We start from the raw sequence: 21,492 nt of genomic DNA on the forward strand, positions 1-21,492 counted from the left end.
GCTAAATCAGAGTTAGTATTTACCACTAAATTGTACATTTCCGGCATATTACCCATTCCGAACATTCCGCCGCCGCCTGATTGACTCATTTCTTTCATTCTACGCATAAATTCTGGCTGTGTGATGATGAAAGGAGCTGCCTGGCTGTCCATAGCTTCTAATTGTACAGAATATGCTTTTGGGATATAAGCTTCTAATGATGTTTTAAGTGTTTCTTTTTCTTGATCTGATAATTTTGAAATTGTGTTTTCATCTTTTTTGATTAGGTTATCAATATGATCAGAATTTATAATAAGAGTGTGATTCAGATTAAAAATAGTAATGTTTTAATCTTGACTTATCAGTTATAAAAACAATTCTAGGAATTTTGAAAAATGGATCGAAAACTATTTTTAAAATCTTTGATTGTAGTTGTAAATAGCTTATTAAAAAAGATGTAGTATAAAGTTTTTAACACTACTACGTTTTCGTGAAGTTATTAAATTGAGATAATGTTAAAAGTATAAAAAGTTGCATAAATTTAACGCAGTTATTGAAAATGAAATTTAATTAAATGAAATTTTTATCTAAAATAAATAGGGATTAATTGATAAATTAACTTCTTAATCTCAAATTTTAATTAAAGTGGCATTTTTTTATTTTGTTTTAAAAATTAAATTTTTTTAACCTCAAATTTATGAATATGAAATTACTTTTAAAAAAGACTTTATTTTTAGGTCTGTTTGTTTACCTCTCATTTTCTTCCATTGCAAAAGCACAAACATTTAAAGATGATATTATGTTTCAAGCTTTTGGATGGGATGTACATACGCAATCTTCTGTTAGTGCAGAAGGAGGATTGTATAATTATCTTAATGCGAGAGCTTCGGGTTATGCTGCGGCTGGTTTTACAGTGCTTTGGATGCCACCTCCAAGCAAATCAACAGGAGGGGTTGGGTATATTCCAACTGAATTATTTAACTTTAGTCAAACAGTTTATGGTTCAGAGTTGCAATTAACTACTCTTTTAAATACATTAAATGGGAGTACGCCAAAAATTCATCCAATGGCAGATATTGTTGTAAATCATAGAGGAGGATCGACTAATTGGACAGATTTTACAAATCCAACCTGGGATTGTCATTCAATTACCAGTACAGATGAGGCAAATACTGTTGCAATTACGGGTGTTAGGCCTTGTGGAAATCCTGATACTGGAGAAGATTTTGGAGCGGCAAGAGATTTAGATCATACCAATGCTCAAGTGCAAACAGGAGTGAAAGAGTATTTATCAAGATTGAAGGCTTTAGGATTTGATAGCTGGAGATGGGATGTAGCGAAAGGATTTTCGGCTAATTATTTTGGAGACTATATAGCAGCTTCAGCACCATACGCTTCTGTAGGAGAGTATTGGGACGGTGATGTTAGTAAACTAAAATCCTGGGTAGATGGTACAGGAAAGAGATCGACAGCCTTTGATTTTGCATTGTATTATAAATTAAGTGCTGCTTTAAATGGTAATTATAGTCAAATAGCTGCTAATCCTGGTTTAGCCGGTCAATTTGGGTATGCTAGTTTGGCAGTAACTTTTGTAGATAATCATGATACTTTTGTTAAAACCGAATGGATAGGTGGGGTAAATATTATGAAAGGCTATGCATATATTTTAACTCATCCAGGAATTCCATGTGTCTTTTTTCCTCATTATTATGGTGGGACTTATACAAAAGATGGTGTTACAAGAACTTATTCTGCTAATGAATCAGCTATTAATAAATTAATGGCTATCCGTAAAGCAAATGGGATTAACGCAAATAGTAGTGTAGTGGTTTCAAATTCCGGAAGTTTTTATTCTGCTACTATAGATGATAAAGTAGCTGTAAGAATTGGGGCTGGGTCATGGACACCATCTGGTACTGGTTGGAATGAAGCTGCTTCAGGTACTGACTATAAAGTTTGGTCTAAAACAGTAGCCAATACTGCTCCTGTGGTTGCGATTACCCCAGCTGGAGGTTCTTTTGTAGAAGGTTCAACGGTTTCAGTTACGATCGCTGCTACTGATGATAAAGTAGGTTCGGTTATTTATTATACTACAGATGGTTCTACTCCAACAATTAGTTCTCCTGTTTATACAGCTGCTATTAGTATTAAGTCAAATGCTACTGTAAAAGCAATTGCAAAAGATGTGGATGGTTTATTGTCAGGCGTTGTATCTCAAACATATACTTTTTTACCATTAGGTAATATAACAATCCAATTTTTGCCTCCTTCGAGTTGGACAGCACCAATTAATATTTATCATTGGAATGCCGTTCCTAAAGCAAATTTAGCCGATGCAGCATGGCCTGGTAAAGTAATGACTGGGCCTAATTCATCAGGATATTATACCTATACGTTTACTAATATTGCAAGTACTAATATTATTTTCAATAGAGGAACCGGGACTCCTCAAACCGCTGATATTATAGGGGTAAATAAAAGTACTTGTTACAATATGTCAACAGGAACTTTGGTTGAAGAAACTTGTGCTAATTTAGGCGTAGGACAAATTGATATTGAATCTTCGAAAGTGATACTTTATCCAAATCCTGTTTTAAGTTCTTTTAAGATTAATGTTGAAGTATCAGAAGTTTACATCTATGATATTTCTGGTAGAATTGTAAAAGAATTCAAAGGTTCTTTTGATAAGGATGCAAGTTTTGAAATTACTAATTTAGTTAATGGGATGTATTTTGTGTCAACGAAAACTATTGATGGAAAAAGATCAACATTGCCGATTGTCAAAAAATAATTCTTGAAAATAAAAAAGAGGCTGTCTATCTAAAAATAAAGACAGCCTCTTCCTATTTTGAGAAGACTTTTATTGTATTGAAGGATTTTCTTTACGAGTAAAAAACTTCATATAATATTCAATTCTTTTCAGTGTTTTTGGAGATATAATTATCTCTTTCTTGAATCTAATGTATGTTCAATCAAAAACAGCTTTTTTACAACCTAAGTAAGTTTACTTGGTGTACTTTTCAAAAACTGATTCAGCATTTTTTGCTTTTTTCGAAGGTAAGACAGAATCGCATTTATCTTTTTCAATTACCGGATTCCAATCCCCTTCAAGATTACTTGCCGTTGTTGTATTGGCTGCAAATATTTTTTCTTTGGTATATTCTGCTGCTTCGGTTTTATTTAACTGTTTAGACCATGATATTCGATTGTCAGATTTCGAACCCGGTCCAAAACAATCATATTCTGCATAGAAAGAAGTTTTCCAATTGTCATAGGCTTTATTTTCCGGATCTTTAGACCATATCGACCAACCCTCCGGGATTATAACGGATTCTTCATAAGAATTAATAAAAACGGTATTTGCACCTGCTCCCCATGGTCTTCCTAGAGACACTTTTGAAACGGCTGCTTTAGGATATTTCATTATGACACAATCTTTGAATACAAAACCATATTTACTTTTTCCTGCTTCATGGTTTCCCGCAGTGATGTAAGAGTCTTTTCTGCATTGGATAAAACAATTTTCAAACAACGCTATTCCTGCTCCAAAAATAAAGTCTGTTGTTCCATCAATGATGCAGTCTTTGATATATGTTCTTTTATTGGCTTTAAGGTAAAATGTATCCTGAAAACCGCTCATTTTGCAATTATGAAAAATTGCTCTGTCACCGTTTACCATTAAAGCTACTGCCTGACCGCCTTTTTTATACTGAGGCAACTCACTACTAATTGTATTTTCAAAAGTTATGTTTTCTGCAAAAAAATCATTGGCTTCAATTAATACACTAAATGATTTGCTTGTTCCTCCGGCAATTTCAGCATAATCATCATAAGTAAGAATCGTGTTTTTATAAGATTCGCCAATTAACGTTACATTTTTCTTTGATGCGGCTAATTTTAATTTCTCTTTATAAGTACCTGGTTTTACAAAAATAATGGTACGTTTAGAATTATGATCAGGTACAGCATTAAAAGCGTCCTGAACTTTAGTGTAATTCCCGCTTCCATCAGCTGCTACGACAATATCATAAGCAGTTTTATTTTTCTGGGCGTGTAAAACCGCGCTGAAACTAATAAGTAAGAAATAAAAAGTAAGTAAAGTTTTTTTCATGTTAGATTTATGAATGATAAAGTTTAAAAATAAAATTTCCAAGGAACACTATTGCCCCTTGGAAAATTTTATAAAAATAATTGAAATTAAACTAAGAAATAATATTTTTTACTTTGTGTCCGAAAATTCCAAAATAAAGGATAATTGCAAAACAAACTAAAGGAATTATATATCCAGCCTGAATATCGTCATGTTTCATGTCAATTAAAGTTCCCATTGCGTAGGGAAGAATTGCACCACCCACAATAGACATTACCAGCCATGATGACCCCGTTTCTGTATTGGATTTTAAACCTACTAACCCTAAAGAGAAAATAGTTGGAAACATGATTGACATGAAAAATCCAATTCCGCCAAGTGCATAAATAATAGCAATTCCAGATCCATATATGGCAACTAAACAAAGACAAATGCTGATTACACAATAGATAGAAAGAAGCATATAATCTTTGACGAATTTTAAAAAGAAAGTTCCACTAAATCTGCCCACCATAAATAAAAAGCCGTATGCTGTTAAGTAATAAGCCGCCGTTTTTTCATCTAATCCGGCTTCTTTTTGAGCTATTCTGATAAAAAAACTGGTAATGCAAACCTGTGCACCTACATAAAAGAATTGTGCTACAACTGCCCAACTTAAGTGAGCGAATTTCAAAACAGAGAAAAACCCGGGTTTAACTTCGTTTTCTGTTTGTTTTGATTTCATTGATGGTAAATGCATAAAATAAAATACAATGGCTACTAAAACCAATATACTCCCTAAAATGATATAAGGCAGTTTTACTGATGAAGCTTCTTCTAATAAATAAGCTGCTCTTGTGGTATCTGACATTGCTGCTAATTGTTCAGGTGTATGATTGACACCAGAAAGTATGAATACACCTCCCAAAAGCGGGGCGACAGTTACCGCTAAACCATTAAAAGAAGCAGCCAAATTCAATCTGGTTGAAGATGATTCCGGAGGACCTAAAATAGCGGCATACGGATTAGCACTCGTTTCTAAAATGGTTAATCCACAACCAATAACAAATAAAGCAAACAGGAAAAGTTCATAAGTTCTGGTATTTGCTGCCGGAACAAAAAGAAATGCTCCTATGGCAAAAACTAATAAACCGGTAATGATGCTATTTTTATAACCTATTTTTTTTATAATCATTCCCGCAGGAATTGCCATTATAAAATAAGCAAAAAAGATAGCCGTGTCAATTAAGGTAGATTGACTGTTATTAAGCTGGCAAGCCTTTTTTAAGTGCGGAATCAAAATACCGTCAAGCCCGTGCGCCATTCCCCAAAGGAAAAATAAACTGGTAATTAAAATAAAAGGCAAAAGATATTGATTCCCTTTTCCGTTTTCTGTTGGTACTTCGTGTTGGTCGCCTGTTTGGTTGGTTACTTGCATAGTTAGATTTTTTTTTAAAGGTTCAAAGCCTCAAAGGCTCAAAGTTGCAAAGGTTTTGGGTTCAAGTAAAGAAACCTTTGTCTCTTTGTTACTTTGAACCTTTGTACTGCAAAAGAATTATTTCTTTTTTACTAATAAAAGGTGGTCACATACTAAAACGACTTCGCCCTTTTGGTTAATGATTTCAACATGTTCTGTTACCGTTCCCATGTCAGGCTTTTTCGCTTCTCCTTTTTCAGAAATGGTAATTTCAGAATGAATTGTGTCCCCAATATGAACCGGTTTTACAAATCGCATTCGGTCATAACCTTTAGAAAATGCTTCCGGATTAATTTCGGATGCTGTCAATCCGATACCGATGCTGAAAACCATTGTTCCGTGGGCAATTCGCTGTCCGAAAGGTTGTGTCTTACACCACTCCTCATCCATGTGATGCGGAAAAAAATCGCCGGTATGCCCTGCGTGAACGACAAAATCAGTTTCGGTAATGGTTCTGCCTAATGTAACTCTTTTATCATTAAGCTGATAGTCTTCGAAAAATGTGGATTTGAAATACATATTTTTAGTTTTTTTAGTCCTTAGTAATTAGTCGTTAGTGACTAGCTCAGTTGCTAATTACTAATGACTTTTCACTAATCACTATATTTATATAATTTTTTTTGGCGTTTAAACACGCTTTCCGCTATATCTTTTTTGGCCGAAAAAAGCCAAAAAAGGATGCCGCTTCAATCGTTAACGCGGGCAATCGTTGTTATAAGTCATTTAATAGAATTCCTCCTTTTTGATTACTGATGTAACAGGCTTCAACAACTTTCATCGTGTCTAGAACATCCTGAACACTTGCTAATAATTTAGCATCAGACCCTTCTTTAAAACGCATTAGGTTCGACATGGTACCAATGAAAGCCTCCGGAAACCAGGAACCTTCTAAATTGATTTTTTCCCATTCGTAGGTACCATCTTTTTCTATCGCCACTTCAAATTCGTCGGGCATACCATCAGGGTAATTCATCAATAAGCCCATTTTGGCTTTAATGGCGCCTTTTGTTCCTTCCCATTTGATATAGCTTTCTTCATGTTTTGGTCCAAAATGATGATCGTGATTGGTATTGATCACCACACGCATTGAATTTCCATAATCCAAAATAATTGAAGAACGGCAGGAAGATAATTTTTTCAAAGGATGATTGGTTGTTTTCGCATAAACTCCTTTTGGATTTCCTAAAAACGAACGAATACAATCAATATAATGTACGCTGTGAAAAAGAATTTCCAACCTGGGATGTTCCTTAATCAGCGGAAACAATTCCCAAGGTGTGTTTACCGTTACTTTGAATTCTAAATCATACAAATCACCAATGATTCCTTCTTTAATAAGATGCCTCGCAGCACTAACAAAAGAGGCAAATCGCAATTGGAAATTGATTGCAGCAACTAATTTTTTTCTTTCGCATACCGCCACAATTTCTCTGGCCTGAGCCAAATCATTTCCCATCGGTTTTTGAATCAGCACGGCAGCGCCATCAGGAAGCTGTTCCAGTATTTCGATGTATTGATCGGGTAATACGGTAATGTCATAAACGGCATTCGATGGAGCCTTTTTTACAGCTTCGGCTACATTTTCAAAAACATTCGGAATGCCAAATTGTTTTGCCATATCCTGTGCTTTAGAGAGCGTTCTGTTGGTAATACCAAAAACACTCATGCCAGCCATTTTATAAGCTGGAAGATGAGCATCTTTTACGATACCGCTCGCGCCAATGATAATAATCGGTTGCGTTGTTTCTGGTAATAAAGGTTTATATGGAATATTCATAACTATATAATTTGCAGAATAGTATTCTGTGTTTCTTCTAATAATTTTTCGGATGGAATGTTGCTTTCTAATGATTTTAAAACCATCTTGTCAATAAGCTCGGCTACTTTTGGCCACACCGGAGTTTGTGGTAGGGTTAAAGCGTTTTCGTGTAAGGTTTCCAATTTATGATAAAACGGAATTATTTTATTAATATCAGTATCATTCCAGGTAGATTTTCTGCAGCCGATTCCGCCTTCTTTTGTTAATAATTTGTCACTTTCAGAAGTAGTTGCAAAACGTAAAAAATCATAAGCCAGTTTTTTATGTTTACTTCCTGATCCAATGCTATACAACCAATACACATTCAAAGAAGCCGTTTTATGATTGGGATCCGATGGGATTGAAGTGATATCAATTTTTCCTTTCACTTTTGATTCTTCAATCACTTCGCACATCGAGGCAAATCCAAACCAGTTGATTGCCATTGCTGCTTCTCCTTTGGCGAAAGCCATACCGGCTTCAACAGAACCAAAATCTTTTGATTGCGGATGAATGGCTTTTTTATTGTTGGCAATCGTTCTGTAAAAATTCAAAGCTTCAATTGCAGCGGTGTGGTTAATATCGATTTGATTTTGGGAGTTTAATAAAGAGCCGCCTCTTGTCCATAATTGCAGGCAAAAATCAAAAACCATATTGTGACCGTCAGGGTAATGGGCAAAAACAGAGCCGTATAAATTTTGCTCAGGGCGATTGAAAAATTCGGCAATTTGAGTAAATTGTTCCCACGTTTTTGGAGGATTTAATTCGTACCCAAATTGTTTCTTGAAATTTTCTTTTTCTAACGAATCTTCAAATAAATCTTTTCTATAAATCAAACATTCCGGTCCATCGTGAAAAGGCAGTCCGTAGGTCCCATTATTGATTTGTTGTAAATGCAATAAGGATTGATGCCAGCCTTCAGGATAATTTTGAGGAGGATTCTCTGCAATCAATGAGGTCAAATCAAGAACCGCTTTTTCATTCGCAGCATCAAAAATCCAATCAGTATTGATGTGTGCGATGTCCCAGTTTCCGTTTATTAATCCTTTTTTTGTAATGGTTTCTTCATACAAATCGTGTAATTCCAATGGAATCATTTCGGCTTCAATGCTGATGTTGTTTTTTAGGCAGAACAAATCCCACAGCTTTTGCAGTGTGCTTTCAAAAGGATCAAATTTCCTGACAGCGATTCTTAGTTTGGTCATTACTAATTTATATTTAATGTTTTTCCTGCAAGGTCTTTTTTTGACCTTGTAGGTATATTTATGTTTCAATACGTGCTAGGTTTTTTTAAAACCTAGCACGATTTTGTGTAATTAGTTACTTATAAATTCTTTAATAATCTGCTCATTGTCCTGTCCTAATTTGGGTGAACCTTTACCTGAAGTGAAAATTTCTCCGTCTATTCTAATAGGACATCGTGTGGTTTTATAATTGTAGCTGTCCAGCATTTCTACTCTTTGTATGAAATCTAAAACCTGAAATCCTTCTTCGGCAAAAAGCTGTTTGTAGTTCAGGACTTTGGCACACCAAATATCAGCCGGTTCTAAAATATCCAGCCAAAATTGGGTTTCCTGAGTTTGCAAATGTTCGGCTAAAATATTCTTGATGTCATCTCTTAATTCAAATTTATTTTCAGGAAACTGCAGCAATTCATCACATTTTAAAAGAGAAGCCAAAACCGGAATTGATCCCATAGCCAAAGCTAAATAGCCATTTTGAGTTTTGTAAATACCGTAAGGCGCACCTAAATAAGGATGGGCATTATTGGATTTTGTTCGTACAGGCAATTCACCGCCATCATTAAAAAAGGTGGTAATCGTTTCAAACTGAAAATCAAAAGCCGATTCCAGCATGCTTACCTGAACTTTCGCCCCGATATTATGGGTTGCTTTTCTGTACAAAGCCGCTAAAATCCCTTGTGCCAAATGCGCTCCCGCCAACATGTCTACAATCGATAATCCCATCGGAACCGGACCATCTTCCTGATTGCCACTTAGCCACGTTAAGGCTGTCAGCGATTGTAGTAATAAATCCTGTCCGGGTAAATCTTTTAAATCTGATTTGGTACCGTAGCCCGAAATTTCGGCATAGATTATATTTGGATTGATTGCTGCGACTTCGTCATAACTCAAACCTACGCGTTCCATCACTCCTGGTCTGAAGTTATGCATTACAACATCGGCTTTGGCCAATAATTTTTTTAATTTTTCAAGTTCTGACGGTTGTTTGAAATCAATAGCGAATGATTCTTTATTTCTGTTGATGGTATGAAAAACAGATGATTCTCCATTCATAATCAAATCAGAAGTATATAAGGTTCGGCAGATATCGCCTGTTCCCGGTTTCTCAATTTTTATCACACGGGCACCCAGATCTGCCAAACGCAAACTGGCTGAGGGACCGGAAAGAAACTGGCTAAAATCTACTATTAAATAATCTTCTAATGGTTTCATCCTGCTAGTTTAAAAATTGTTCGTGTATTGTTAAATTGTCTTCACCCACTTTAGGCGCTGCTTTGGTACTGGTTAAAATTTCACCATCCAGTTGAATTGGGCTTCTCGTAGTAACTAATATTTCGCCTGCCGAATTTTGTACGGTTTGTTTCAATTGCAATTCGTTTACAAAAGGCTGGCTGTCTAATTCCTCATAATTAAGGACTTTTCCACACCAGATTCCTTCTTTTTGAAGTAATTCAATCCAATAATCTACTTTTTGAGTCAATAATTTTTCGGCTAATATTTCCCTGATTTCATCTCTTTGAGAAAACCATTGGTGTTTATCAGTGTATTTTTGGAAATCGATTTCTAAAACACTTCCAATAAAAAGCAAATCGCCCATTGCAAGAGAAATATATCCGTTTTTAGTTTGATAAATTCCGTAAGGTGCGCTTAGAAAAGCATGAGCACTTCCTTTGACATCGCTTCTTTGTGGCTGTTGTCCTCCATCATTCAAGTAAGAAGTTATTGCTTCAAACTGCACATCCAAAACCGATTCCAGCAAGCTGACTTCAACTAAAACACCTTTTCCGGTTTTAGCTCTTTTAAGTAAAGCTGCTAAGATTCCCTGAACGAAATGGTTGCCGCACATCAAATCGGCTACAGCCAGACCAAACGGAACTGGTCCCTGACTTTTTCGACCGCTTAACCAGCTTAATCCGGAAAGGGATTGTAGCAATAAATCTTGTCCCGGCTTGTTTGCCCAGGGACCTTTGTCTCCGTAACCCGTAATCGTTCCGTAGATTATTTTTGGATTGATTTTTAAAACATTGTTAAAGGTCAAACCAATTTTATCCATTACACCAGGCCTGAAATTATGCGTCATAATATCTGCCTTGGCAATCAGTTTTTTTACTAAAATTAAATCTTCCGGATTTTTTAAATCGGCGGCAAACGATTCTTTATTTCTGTTGATGGTATGAAAAAGTAAACTGCTGTCGTCAACAAAAAGATCTTTTATGCTTAATTGTCGACAGGCTTCACCTTTTACAGGACGCTCGATTTTAATAACCCTGGCACCTAAATCGGCTAATTTTAAACCCGCAGAAGGTCCTGCCAAAAACTGGCAAAACTCCAACACAACTAATCCTTCTAATGGTCTCATACTGTTATAAGTTTAAAGACTTTATGTATAGTCCATTCATTACTTCCAAAACAGATTCTTCATCACCGCCATTCATTAAATAATCACGAACCACATCACCTGCATGATCCTGAAAATACATATGTCCGGAATATCTTGGTCTTAAAAAAGCTCTTTCTAAAGCAGGTAATGTATTTTTGAAATAATCATGAGTGATTCCGTTGATTCGTTCATTTTTCCAGGCTTGTAAATGACCAGGCTGTCCTCCATTATCTGAAAAAATATTCTGTTGTACGTGTGATGAACCTGTGAATTCAGCATATTTTATAGCTTCGGGAATATGCTGGCTAAAGGAAGAAACTGCTAAACCGGTTCCACCCAAAGAGCTGATCATTGGTTTGTCGTTCAATTTAACTAAATCATAAAAGTGAAGCAGGTTTTTACTGTAACCAATTCTTGAATAATTGGAATAGCCGTAAGCGAAAGGGCAGTAGGCAATTTCATCTGTATTGACCATAGCTTCATATACCTGAATCGGATTTCGGTTAAAATTTGCCGGATCCATTAATTGAGCAAGTTCACGATGCATCTGTAAAGCTTTTTTTCCTGTTTCCACAGAAATTACTTTTTCCTGTGATTGAAAAGGGTCTTCGCCTAAACTACAGCAAAAAGAGTAAAATGTCATTAAGGAATCTACCGGAATTCCTGCAAAGGCAACTAATCCTTTTTTCGCTAAAGCCAATAAAGCATCATAGGTCTGTGGGACTTTTAATCCTTGTTTTTCTAAAATATCCAATCGGGCAGCTGCTACCGGAGTTGCCGCATCAATTGGCAAAGCCCATAATTTATTGTGAAAGACATAACTTCCGTAAGATTTACCCACGGTATTGATTTCCTGATCTTTGATATATTCGGCAGAAAGATAATCTGATAAAGGCAATATTGTTTTGGTATCGGCACCAAAACCAGTCCATGGATGATCGATAACCAAAAGGTCAAATCTTTTGGCTAAGTCTTCAATCGAAGCATCTGCAAATTCCTGTAAACTTCTTTTTTCCCAGCTGATTTCTATATCCGGATTCAACTCTGTAAAACGTTGAGCTGTGGCAACCATTGGCAATAAACCTCTGGTGTGATTCCACGTAATCCCTTTTAGTTTTTTCATTTTGATAGTCTGATTTAATAAATGTGATTTTCACATTTACAAATATAGAAATTAGATTCAATTGCTATGATTATATGATTTATTTTTTCCCAGATACTACAGTCTTTTTTTATATTTTATACAAATTACATATAAAATGTGATATTGTTTTTAATTATATCTATTTTTTTGATTGATTTTTAAAATAAATGGCAGGGATTAATATTAAGTTTTATATTTGTAAATGTAAAAATCACATTTATTTCTACATTTAAATTACATAAAATACAATTTTTAAAGTAGCAGTTATGCTTAAAACTTCTTTTCTTCTTAAAATAATTGTGTTACTGATTTTTGTAACGACAATTTCAAATGCTCAAAATACAATTTCGAATCAACTGAAATGGTCTGAACGAATGGCTTTAACCCTGATGCAGCGACATCCGCAATCGTATATGATTGATGATGCCAAAGTAGCGCATATCAGTTATGTTCATGGTTTGGTTACTTATGCTTTTCAGGAATTAAGCAAGCAAAAAAATAATGAAAAATACGCTGCTTATGCGAAACAGTATGCTGATGAATTGATTGATGCTGATGGAAATATTAAAACATATAAATATGAGTCTTTTAATATCGATAATATACCTACGGGCCGAATTTTGTTTGATATCTATGAGCAAACCAAAGACAAACGCTATTTAATTGCCATGCAAACTTTGCGTAAACAATTAGAAGAGCAGCCTCGTACCGCAAGTGGTGGTTTTTGGCATAAAAAAATATATCCTAACCAAATGTGGCTGGATGGTTTGTATATGGGTGAACCATTTTATGCAGAATATACCGTTACTTTTGAAAAAGGTGCTAAACTGGATGATATTGCACATGAATTTGAATTGATTCAGAAAAAGGCAACCGATGCAAAAACAGGGTTGTTATACCATGCCTGGGATGAAAGCAAAGAAATGCCTTGGGCAAACAAAGAGACCGGCGTTTCTCCTAATTTCTGGTCCCGATCTATGGGCTGGTATGTGATGGGATTGGTAGATGTTCTGGATTATTTCCCTAAAGATCACCCAAAGCGTAAAGAACTGATTTTATATTTAAACAATATTTCGAATGCCTTAGTTAAATTTCAGGATCCATCAGGATTATGGTATCAGGTTACAGATATGGGAACCAGAGACGGTAATTATTTAGAAACTTCGGGTACGGCGATGTTTGCTTATGCCTTTGCAAAGGGAGCTAAAAAGGGATATTTGCCTAAAAAATTCAAAAAAATTGCTGAAAAAGCCTTTGATGGTATAACTTCAAAATTTGTTAAAGTATATCCTAATGGAGAAATTGAAATCACCAATGCCTGCGCAGTAGCAGGTTTGGGAGGAAAACCTTATCGAGACGGATCTTACGAATATTATATTAATGAAAAAAGGAAAGATAATGACCCTAAAGTAACCGGACCCTTTATTTTGGCAGCTTTAGAATTAAATCGATAATTAAAAAACTAAACATATATGTTTTCATTACAAAATAAAAAAGCAGTTATTACCGGTGGTGGCAGCGGAATAGGAAGGGCCATTGCAACTCTGTTCGCAAAACAAGGTGCAGAAATTCATATCATTGATTTAACAAAAGAAAGTGCTCAGGATGCTGTTTCTGATATAGAGCAATTGGGCGGAAAAGTATTTTCATACGCATGTAATGTAACAGATCAAAAAGAGGTTGTTGCGACCTTTGAAAAAATTGGAAATATCCATATTTTAATCAATAATGCCGGTATTGCCCATGTGGGAAAAGTAGGCACAACTTTGGAAATCGATTTCCAAAGGGTGATGGATGTAAACGTGAAAGGAGTTTACAACTGTTTGTATGCTGCGATTCCGCAATTTCGATTGTCTAATGGAGGTGTCATTTTAAATATGGCGTCAATAGCTTCATGGGTTGGAATTCAGGATCGTTTCGCTTATTCAACGGCTAAAGGGGCTGTAATGGCAATGACTTTATCAGTTGCTAGAGATTACATTGATGAAGGGATTCGATGCAATTCAATTTCTCCTGCAAGGGTTCATACTCCTTTTGTAGACGGATTTATCAATAAAAATTATCCGGGTAAAGAAGCTGAAATTTTTGAAAAACTGTCAAAGTCACAACCGATTGGGCGTATGGGGCAACCAGATGAAATTGCTGCTCTGGCTCTGTATTTATGCAGTGACGAAGCAGGATTTATTACAGGAAGTGATTATCCAATTGATGGAGGGTTTATAAAATTAAATAATTAGAAAAAGGTTCTGAGCTGCTAAGTTTCTAAGCCACTAAGCTAAAAAAAATCTCAGAAGCTTAGTGTCTTAGCACCTTAATAGCTTAAGAAAAAGTAACTTAAAAAAAATAAAGGAAATGAAATTAATACGTTTTGGTGCAGCTGGACAAGAAAAACCGGGAGTTATAATCGGAGAAAAAAGATATGATGTTTCTTCAATTGTGACTGATTTTAACGAAGCTTTTTTCGAAGACAATGGTTTAGAGAAATTAAAGAAAGCATTAGAGAGCAATCCTGTTTTACCGGAAGTAGGAGCAGATGTCCGTTTAGGTTCTCCGGTTGCAAGACCTTCAAAAATAATCTGTATCGGATTGAATTATGTAGATCATTGTCATGAAACCGGTGCTCCAATTCCGGCAGAACCAATTATCTTTTTCAAATCAACTACTTCTTTATGTGGTCCGAATGATGATTTGATTATTCCAAAAAACAGTGAAAAAACAGATTGGGAAATTGAGCTGGCATTTGTAGTAGGTAAAAAAGCAAGCTATGTTGAAGAGGCTGAAGCTTTGGATTATGTTGCCGGTTATGCTTTATTGAATGATTATAGCGAAAGAGCTTTTCAAATCGAAATGGGCGGACAATGGGCAAAAGGAAAAGGTTGTGATACTTTCGCACCTCTTGGGCCATTCTTGGCTACACAGGATGAAATTGCTGATGTAAATAATTTGCCAATGTGGCTGACAGTTAACGGAAAGAAATTCCAAAACAGTAATACTTCAAATCTGGTTTTCAAAATTCCATTTTTAGTGCATTACCTAAGTCAGTTTATGACCTTGCTTCCTGGCGATATCATCAGTACAGGAACGCCTCCGGGAGTTGGATTAGGAATTAAGCCGGATCCAATTTACATCAAAGCGGGAGATGTTATCGAATTGGGTATGGACGGTTTAGGTTCAAGTAAACAGGTAGCAAAAGCTTACAGTAAATAATACAAATTTGGAAGTTTCAGGACTTCTGAAAATAAAACAGATTCAAATTAAATGAAATATATTGTTTGTGAAAAGCCGCAAGAGTTTCTATATAAAGAGAAACCAATGCCGGAACCAAAGGAAGGCGAAGTGCTTTTGAAAATTAAAAGAATCGGTGTCTGCGGAACCGATATTCATGCTTTTGGAGGAACGCAGCCTTATTTTGAATATCCAAGAATTCTGGGACATGAATTGGCGGCAGAATATATAAAAGGAAATGCAAAAGGTTTTGAACCGGGAGATAAAGTAACTTTTATACCTTATTTCAATTGTGGAACTTGTGTTGCCTGCAGAAACGGACTGACAAATTGTTGTGCGAACATTAAAGTTTTTGGTGTTCATATTGATGGGGGAATGGCAGAATATGTTACGATTCCGGAACAATATTTATTGCACGGACAAGGTTTGGATTATGACGAACTGGCTTTGGTTGAACCATTAGCAATTGCAGCACACGGAGTAAGAAGAGCCGCTGTAAAAGCAACCGACACTGTTTTAGTAATGGGTGCAGGACCTATTGGATTAGGATTGATTCAGTTTGCTAAAATTGCAGGAGCCAAAGTGATTGTAATGGATATTAACGATTATAGATTAGGTTTTTGTAAAAATGAACTGAATGCTGATGCAACCATCAATCCATTAAATGAAGATGTCGCCGAAAGATTAAAAGAATTAACCAATGGCGATATGGCGAACGTAGTGATTGATGCTACGGGAAACCAAAAAGTCATGAATAGTGCTTTTAATTACATTTCGCATGGCGGAAGATTTGTTTTGGTTGGACTTCAAAAAGGAGAATTGAGTTTCAGTCATCCTGATTTTCATAAAAGGGAATCTACTTTAATGAGCAGCAGAAATGCGACTATCGAAGATTTTGAATATGTAATGAAATGTCTGAAAGCAGGAAAAATAGACCCTAAGAAGTATATTACGCACAGAGCGGATTTTTCTGAAATGATAAATGAATTTGGAAATTGGATTGATCCGAAAAATAACGTTATCAAAGCGTTGATCGAAATAAACTAAAATTATTTGTAAAATGTAAAATGTGATACGATAAATTTCATTGTGAGAAAATTTAGAAAAAATATAACTGAATAAGTTTTCCTTTTATATCTCCAAAAATTACGTTTCATAATCTACATTTCACATTTTACAAATTACTTCTAACATAATAATGATATGGATTTAGGACTAAAAGGTAAAATTGTAGTAGTTTCCGGTTCAGCCGGAAAAGAAGGAAGTATTGGAGAAACCATAATTAAAAGACTGGCAGATGAAGGAGCTATTCCGGCATTGGTAGACAGAAACAGCCGTGGTGTTGGGTATGCAGAAGAACTTCAGAAAAGAGGAATTGATGCCTTATTTGTTCAGACGGATGTTACCAATCCTGAAGAAATGGAAAATGCCGTTAAACAAATTATAGCCAAATACGGCAGAATTGATGCCGTAATCAATAACGTAGGTGTTAATGACGGCGTTAGCTTAGATTCAAGTTATGAGGAATTTATGGATTCTTTAAAACTGAATGTGGTAAGTTACTTTTTAATGGTAAAATATGCACTTCCGTATCTAAAAGAATCAAAAGGGAATGTTTTAAATATTGGGTCAAAAGTGGCTTTGACAGGACAAGGTGGAACTTCAGGTTATGCTGCTGCAAAAGGGGGCGTTCTTGGACTGACCAGAGAATGGGCAGTAGATTTGATTCAGTACGGAATTCGTTCGAATGCGATTATCATTGCAGAAAGTTATACTCCGGCATACGAAGACTGGATCAAGACATTACCGGATGGAGAAACGGTTTTGAAAAAAATCAATAAAAGTATTCCGTTTGAATCCAGAATGACTAAAACAGAAGAAATTGCAGATACAGCACTTTTTATTATTTCTGAGCGTTCTTCTCACACGACAGGACAATTTGTTTTTGTTGATGGTGGTTATGTACACCTGGATCGTGCGTTAATCAGTGATGTAAATTAGTGTTTATGAATAACCGAATTGACTCCCATCAGCATTTTTGGATACTTGATCCGGTTCGAGACAGCTGGATTGATGATTCGATGCAAAAGATTCAAAGGGATTTTTTACCCGAAGATTTAGGACCATTGCTTTCCCAAAATCAATTTTCAGGCTGTGTGGCTGTTCAGGCGAGTCAGTCTGAAGAAGAAACCGAATTTTTATTGGATCTGGCTTCAAAAAATGATTTTATAAAAGGAGTCGTTGGCTGGATTGATTTGAGAGCTAATAACATTTCAGAACGATTAAAATACTTTTCGAAACATGAAAAACTGAAAGGTTTCAGGCATGTCGTGCAGGGAGAACCGGATGATTTTATGTTTAGGACAGCTTTTCGTAACGGAATCGAAGCTTTAAAAGAATTTGATTTTACTTATGATATTCTAATTTTTCATCGTCAATTGCCGGCTGCAATAGATTTGGTAAAATCATTTCCTGAACAAAAATTTGTCATTGATCATATTGCAAAACCGGATATTAAATCGGGCGATATTGCATCATGGAAAAAAGGAATAGAAGAGATTTCTAAATTTGAAAATGTTTGGTGTAAAATTTCCGGAATGGTTACAGAAGCCGACTGGGATAATTGGAAATCATCTGATTTAAAACCATATCTGGATGTGATTTTTGAAAACTTTTCTGCAGACAAATTGATGTTTGGTTCGGATTGGCCAGTTTGTAATGTGGCTTCAGATTATAAGCAACTGGTAAAAACATTAGAAGATTATATGTCTCAGTTTTCAATAGAGGATCAGAATAAAATCTGGTCTGAAAATGCGAAATCATTTTATAATTTGAATGACTAAAATGATAATTTCAGTTAATAAAAAAAGCGTGAATTTCTACAATTCACGCTTTTTTTATATTTAGTTCAGACTTTTTATTTTTTTAAGACATCAGTTTCAGGAGTCCATTTTTTCTGCCACTCCGGATATTTTTTTAATACTTTCTCAGGATTGTAGGTGTACCACGCATAACCGCTTCGACGCTCACGGCTTACTTCGGCCAGTGAATATAGGTACACACTATCTCTATCGCAAAATAAAGGTCTTCCGGTTCCTAATTCATAATAACGTGTCCAGATTGGAGGTGCTGTAGAATCGGTTACAACACGACGATCATCTTTAACTTTCTTGAATTTTGAGTCAAATTCAGGAGCTTCAAAAGTTTCTATTCTGGTATTGTATATTTTAGAATCCTCAAACCATTTAACGGCGCTTTGTATCGATCTGATAACCTGTTCGCTAGGGTTGTCAATCTTCATTAAAAACAAAACAATATCAACACTCTCTGCATTACTGACACTTGGCGGTTCAAACTTTCTCGCCCATACAGGAAGTAATGTTACTTCGTCATGTTGCTGACACCAGGCACTAAGTTTTCCGTGGTCAGAAATTTGTGTTTTTAAGATACAGTCTATTCCTTTTTCGTAAGCTTTACTTACTTTGTTTTTTGTTTCAGTATCTATGAAACTAAAATTAGAATCGTTCTGAACTATTTTTCCTAACAAATTCATGATTCCCATGTAAGCACCATCATTAAAAGTTATATGGCGGCTATACCCTTTTTCTAAAGGAAAATATTGTGGCCATCCTCCATTAGAAAATTGTGCTTCCAGAATAAAATCGATTCCTTTTAGACAGGCAGTTTTGTATTTTTCAATTTTAGTCTGCGTGTAGACCTGTGCAAGGTAATAGATATGTGTATAGGTGGTAGCGTTATCAAAAGTGGTATGTAAAATTGATTTTGAACTTACAACATCATTTATTTGTTCAAGCGTCAAAATAGCACGCATATCATAATTTTTTGGCCACCCTCCGTTATCACGTTGAAAATAGATGATATTATCCGCTATTTTAGTGTATTCAGATTCTTCGTATCTCGGCTGATTTGGTATCGGATTTACAATATTGTTTTTATCGGTAATACCGTACCAGTGATTCGTGCTGTCGCCAAATAGTTTTGTGCTGATCACTGCTTTATTATTTTTGTCGGTTTGTGCGACAGAATAAAGGAATGAAAAAGAGATTGTGATAGCGAATAATAAGCTCTTGTTTCTGGATAATTTTTGCAGGATTTTCATAGCAAATTTTTAAGTTGGCTTCTGTTGTGTTTTTTGCTTAGACATAACAGAAGCCAAATGGTTTAATCAACTATAGTTTTACAGCTGATTTCGGAACAGTTTCTCCGATGATGGTTTTTTTAGCAAAATCTGAATTTACAGAAGGAACAAATTCAACATTCTCAGTAGCTTCTCCATTAATCGTAATAGCATCAGATGCTGTCGAATTAAATTCAATATTTTTAAAAGACATATTTTTACCGTTATAAATACTAATTACGTTTGGTGTTTTAATATCCAGTTTAGCATTGCTGATTTTGATTCCGTTAGCATCAATGATTGAAAATCCTTTTTCTGCTTTGGCCGTTAAATTCGAAATTTCAATGTTTTCAAGATTCATTTCTGGTAATCCTTGTAAAAATACAGCTTGTTGTGCTCCTGCAATGGTGATGTTTTTTATCGAAATATTTTTAAACTGAGGTGTTTTTTCATCAACAGGCATTTTTTTGGTAGTGATGGTGTTTCCGCCTTCAGCCAAAGTTTCTGCAATAGATTTTCCACCATAATATAGATCAAAAGAAATGGCCTGAGAAGGAATATCAGTCATGAAAATATCAGAGATAAAAATATTTTCGACAACACCTCCGCGTCCTCGGTTACTTTTAAAACGCAATCCAACATCTGTTCCCATAAAAGAACAATTAGAAACGTGCAGGTTTTTTACACCTCCGGACATTTCACTTCCTACCGTTACACCTCCGTGACCATGATAGACGATATTGTTTTTTACGATAATGTTTTCACAAGGAACACCTCGGTCACGCCCGTCTTTATCTTTTCCTGATTTGATACAAATCGCATCATCACCAACATCAAAACTTGAATTTTCAACGATAACATTTTTACAGGATTCTACATCAAGACCATCTCCGTTTTGCGAAAACCAAGGGTTGCGAACCGTTACATTTCGAACAATTAAATCTTCAATCAGTAACGGATGAATGTTCCATGCCGGAGAATTTTGAAATACAGGTCCGTCAAATAACACTCTTTTACTGTTTTGAATACTAACCAAAACCGGACGTAAGAAATCATGAATAGCTTCAAAATCTTCTTTGGTTTTTAAATCCAGACGTACATTCTGATCTGCACCTACAGAAGCTTTCATAAAGGTTTCTGATGGATACCAGCTTGTTTTACTTTCGTTCAAAACTCCGCCAGAAGCAACAAATTTCTTCCATTGGCTTTCTGTAAGTTTAGCTTTTTTAACCTGTCTCCAAACTTCACCGGAACCATCCCAAACACCATTTCCGGTAAAGGCAACATCTTCAAGGTTTTTTCCGTAAAGAGGAGAAATACAACGCCAGGTATTTAAACCTTCAAAACTGGTTTCGATAATTGGGTATAAACTTTTATCAGGAGAAAATTTGATTAAAGCACCGGTTTGTGCATGTAACTCAATTTTGCTTTTTAGAATGATTGGACCAGTTAACCAGATTCCCGGAGGAATAATTAATTTTCCGCCTCCTTTTTTTGAAAGCGCATTAATAGCATCTTCAAAAGCTTTTGTGTTTAAAACATATCCTCCGTTTACAGCGTCAAAATCCTTTAAATTGACAGTGTTTTTGGGAATTTTTGGCTCATTGACCTTTGCCATTTTAAATTCAATGTTGTCGTAAGTGCCATTGGATTTTGACTTTTGAGCTACCGCATTTCCTGAACAGCCAATAGTCAGAACAGCCAATAGCATACGGAAAAATTGTTTTGGATTAGTTTTCATTCGTATTGAATTAGTTAAAGTTTGATTTTTTATATATCGAAATAGTACGATATGTTTATATTGGTAAAACTTTTTTTATAAATAGTAAAATAAGTTCCCCAAAAAAACGAAAATACTACAATGTAATCGATTGCACAAATTTAATAAAAATATTTACAATATATTTAATAGGTGAAATAGGATTCTAACATCTTTAAGTCTAATATTTTTTTGTCAAAAATTAAAAACTATCATTAAGCACATTTAAAAGAATACAGGAGGGAACAGGACACTTATATTTTTATGTTCTGTTAAATT

17 protein-coding genes and 1 pseudogene are annotated in these 21,492 nt (G+C 35.3%); 7 read left to right on the top strand and 11 right to left on the bottom strand.

What is annotated here, in order from left to right:
* Window positions 1-290: pseudogene (locus FLV_RS02655) on the bottom strand (molecular chaperone HtpG); the annotation flags it as partial.
* A 392-nt stretch (window positions 291-682) separates the two neighbouring features.
* On the opposite strand from FLV_RS02655, the gene FLV_RS02660 reads away from it, so the two are divergent.
* Window positions 683-2,770 carry an FN3 associated domain-containing protein gene (locus FLV_RS02660; RefSeq protein WP_243230533.1) on the top strand — a complete coding sequence of 696 codons (2,088 nt, stop codon included), beginning with the start codon at window positions 683-685 and terminating at the stop codon, window positions 2,768-2,770.
* A gap of 213 nt (window positions 2,771-2,983) precedes the next feature.
* On the opposite strand, the gene FLV_RS02665 is transcribed toward FLV_RS02660, so the two are convergent.
* From FLV_RS02665 to FLV_RS02700, 8 genes are all read right to left on the bottom strand, one after another.
* Window positions 2,984-4,090 (bottom strand): pectinesterase family protein, encoded by a 1,107-nt coding sequence (locus FLV_RS02665; RefSeq protein WP_243230534.1) that lies wholly within the window; start codon window positions 4,088-4,090, stop codon window positions 2,984-2,986.
* Between the two features lie 91 nt (window positions 4,091-4,181).
* Window positions 4,182-5,486: an L-fucose:H+ symporter permease gene (fucP, locus tag FLV_RS02670; protein ID WP_243230536.1), complete on the bottom strand. Its 1,305-nt coding sequence runs from the start codon at window positions 5,484-5,486 to the stop codon at window positions 4,182-4,184.
* Between the two features lie 117 nt (window positions 5,487-5,603).
* Window positions 5,604-6,044, bottom strand: a complete 441-nt coding sequence (locus FLV_RS02675) for a MaoC/PaaZ C-terminal domain-containing protein (protein ID WP_243230537.1) — start codon at window positions 6,042-6,044, stop codon at window positions 5,604-5,606.
* A 193-nt stretch (window positions 6,045-6,237) separates the two neighbouring features.
* Window positions 6,238-7,302: a Gfo/Idh/MocA family protein gene (locus tag FLV_RS02680; RefSeq protein ID WP_243230538.1), complete on the bottom strand. Its 1,065-nt coding sequence runs from the start codon at window positions 7,300-7,302 to the stop codon at window positions 6,238-6,240.
* A 2-nt stretch (window positions 7,303-7,304) separates the two neighbouring features.
* Entirely contained in the window at window positions 7,305-8,528 is a 1,224-nt protein-coding gene (locus tag FLV_RS02685) for an extracellular solute-binding protein (RefSeq protein WP_243230541.1), read from the bottom strand.
* 111 nt (window positions 8,529-8,639) lie between these two features.
* A complete protein-coding gene (locus FLV_RS02690) occupies window positions 8,640-9,779 on the bottom strand; it encodes a CaiB/BaiF CoA transferase family protein (RefSeq protein ID WP_243230544.1) in 1,140 nt (379 codons plus the stop codon).
* Window positions 9,780-9,783: 4 nt separating this feature from the next.
* On the bottom strand, window positions 9,784-10,926 hold the full coding sequence (locus FLV_RS02695) for a CaiB/BaiF CoA transferase family protein (RefSeq protein WP_243230546.1): 1,143 nt from the start codon (window positions 10,924-10,926) through the stop codon (window positions 9,784-9,786).
* A gap of 4 nt (window positions 10,927-10,930) precedes the next feature.
* Window positions 10,931-12,070, bottom strand: coding sequence for an ABC transporter substrate-binding protein (locus tag FLV_RS02700; protein WP_243230547.1), 1,140 nt, complete (start codon window positions 12,068-12,070; stop codon window positions 10,931-10,933).
* A 287-nt stretch (window positions 12,071-12,357) separates the two neighbouring features.
* On the opposite strand from FLV_RS02700, the gene FLV_RS02705 reads away from it, so the two are divergent.
* The 6 genes from FLV_RS02705 (at window position 12,358) to FLV_RS02730 (ending at window position 18,159) form a co-directional block, all read left to right on the top strand.
* A complete protein-coding gene (locus FLV_RS02705) occupies window positions 12,358-13,545 on the top strand; it encodes a glycoside hydrolase family 105 protein (RefSeq protein ID WP_243230548.1) in 1,188 nt (395 codons plus the stop codon).
* An 18-nt stretch (window positions 13,546-13,563) separates the two neighbouring features.
* Entirely contained in the window at window positions 13,564-14,328 is a 765-nt protein-coding gene (locus FLV_RS02710) for an SDR family NAD(P)-dependent oxidoreductase (protein ID WP_243230549.1), read from the top strand.
* Window positions 14,329-14,443: 115 nt separating this feature from the next.
* A complete protein-coding gene (locus tag FLV_RS02715; protein ID WP_243230550.1) occupies window positions 14,444-15,298 on the top strand; it encodes a fumarylacetoacetate hydrolase family protein in 855 nt (284 codons plus the stop codon).
* A gap of 51 nt (window positions 15,299-15,349) precedes the next feature.
* Window positions 15,350-16,363 carry a zinc-binding alcohol dehydrogenase family protein gene (locus tag FLV_RS02720; protein ID WP_243230551.1) on the top strand — a complete coding sequence of 338 codons (1,014 nt, stop codon included), beginning with the start codon at window positions 15,350-15,352 and terminating at the stop codon, window positions 16,361-16,363.
* A 156-nt stretch (window positions 16,364-16,519) separates the two neighbouring features.
* Entirely contained in the window at window positions 16,520-17,317 is a 798-nt protein-coding gene (locus FLV_RS02725) for an SDR family oxidoreductase (RefSeq protein WP_243230553.1), read from the top strand.
* A 5-nt stretch (window positions 17,318-17,322) separates the two neighbouring features.
* Window positions 17,323-18,159, top strand: coding sequence for an amidohydrolase family protein (locus FLV_RS02730; protein WP_243230555.1), 837 nt, complete (start codon window positions 17,323-17,325; stop codon window positions 18,157-18,159).
* A 74-nt stretch (window positions 18,160-18,233) separates the two neighbouring features.
* Here FLV_RS02730 and pelA read toward each other — a convergent pair whose 3' ends face one another.
* Entirely contained in the window at window positions 18,234-19,436 is a 1,203-nt protein-coding gene (gene pelA / locus FLV_RS02735; protein WP_243230557.1) for a pectate lyase, read from the bottom strand.
* 70 nt (window positions 19,437-19,506) lie between these two features.
* Window positions 19,507-21,195: a glycoside hydrolase family 28 protein gene (locus tag FLV_RS02740; RefSeq protein ID WP_243230559.1), complete on the bottom strand. Its 1,689-nt coding sequence runs from the start codon at window positions 21,193-21,195 to the stop codon at window positions 19,507-19,509.
* Window positions 21,196-21,492: the final 297 nt, after the last annotated feature.

Origin of the sequence: Flavobacterium pectinovorum, from assembly GCF_022802975.1 — a bacterium.
GTDB classification, from domain to species: Bacteria; Bacteroidota; Bacteroidia; order Flavobacteriales; family Flavobacteriaceae; genus Flavobacterium; species Flavobacterium pectinovorum_B.

Excerpts from the sequence above, each read along its gene's own strand:
- FLV_RS02660 (WP_243230533.1), top strand. The coding sequence starts at position 683 with ATGAAATTACTTTTAAAAAAGACTTTATTTTTAGGTCTGTTTGTTTAC.
- FLV_RS02665 (WP_243230534.1), bottom strand. The coding sequence starts at position 4,090 with ATGAAAAAAACTTTACTTACTTTTTATTTCTTACTTATTAGTTTCAGC.
- fucP (WP_243230536.1), bottom strand. The coding sequence starts at position 5,486 with ATGCAAGTAACCAACCAAACAGGCGACCAACACGAAGTACCAACAGAA.
- FLV_RS02675 (WP_243230537.1), bottom strand. The coding sequence starts at position 6,044 with ATGTATTTCAAATCCACATTTTTCGAAGACTATCAGCTTAATGATAAA.
- FLV_RS02680 (WP_243230538.1), bottom strand. The coding sequence starts at position 7,302 with ATGAATATTCCATATAAACCTTTATTACCAGAAACAACGCAACCGATT.
- FLV_RS02685 (WP_243230541.1), bottom strand. The coding sequence starts at position 8,528 with ATGACCAAACTAAGAATCGCTGTCAGGAAATTTGATCCTTTTGAAAGC.
- FLV_RS02690 (WP_243230544.1), bottom strand. The coding sequence starts at position 9,779 with ATGAAACCATTAGAAGATTATTTAATAGTAGATTTTAGCCAGTTTCTT.
- FLV_RS02695 (WP_243230546.1), bottom strand. The coding sequence starts at position 10,926 with ATGAGACCATTAGAAGGATTAGTTGTGTTGGAGTTTTGCCAGTTTTTG.
- FLV_RS02700 (WP_243230547.1), bottom strand. The coding sequence starts at position 12,070 with ATGAAAAAACTAAAAGGGATTACGTGGAATCACACCAGAGGTTTATTG.
- FLV_RS02705 (WP_243230548.1), top strand. The coding sequence starts at position 12,358 with ATGCTTAAAACTTCTTTTCTTCTTAAAATAATTGTGTTACTGATTTTT.
- FLV_RS02710 (WP_243230549.1), top strand. The coding sequence starts at position 13,564 with ATGTTTTCATTACAAAATAAAAAAGCAGTTATTACCGGTGGTGGCAGC.
- FLV_RS02715 (WP_243230550.1), top strand. The coding sequence starts at position 14,444 with ATGAAATTAATACGTTTTGGTGCAGCTGGACAAGAAAAACCGGGAGTT.
- FLV_RS02720 (WP_243230551.1), top strand. The coding sequence starts at position 15,350 with ATGAAATATATTGTTTGTGAAAAGCCGCAAGAGTTTCTATATAAAGAG.
- FLV_RS02725 (WP_243230553.1), top strand. The coding sequence starts at position 16,520 with ATGGATTTAGGACTAAAAGGTAAAATTGTAGTAGTTTCCGGTTCAGCC.
- FLV_RS02730 (WP_243230555.1), top strand. The coding sequence starts at position 17,323 with ATGAATAACCGAATTGACTCCCATCAGCATTTTTGGATACTTGATCCG.
- pelA (WP_243230557.1), bottom strand. The coding sequence starts at position 19,436 with ATGAAAATCCTGCAAAAATTATCCAGAAACAAGAGCTTATTATTCGCT.
- FLV_RS02740 (WP_243230559.1), bottom strand. The coding sequence starts at position 21,195 with ATGAAAACTAATCCAAAACAATTTTTCCGTATGCTATTGGCTGTTCTG.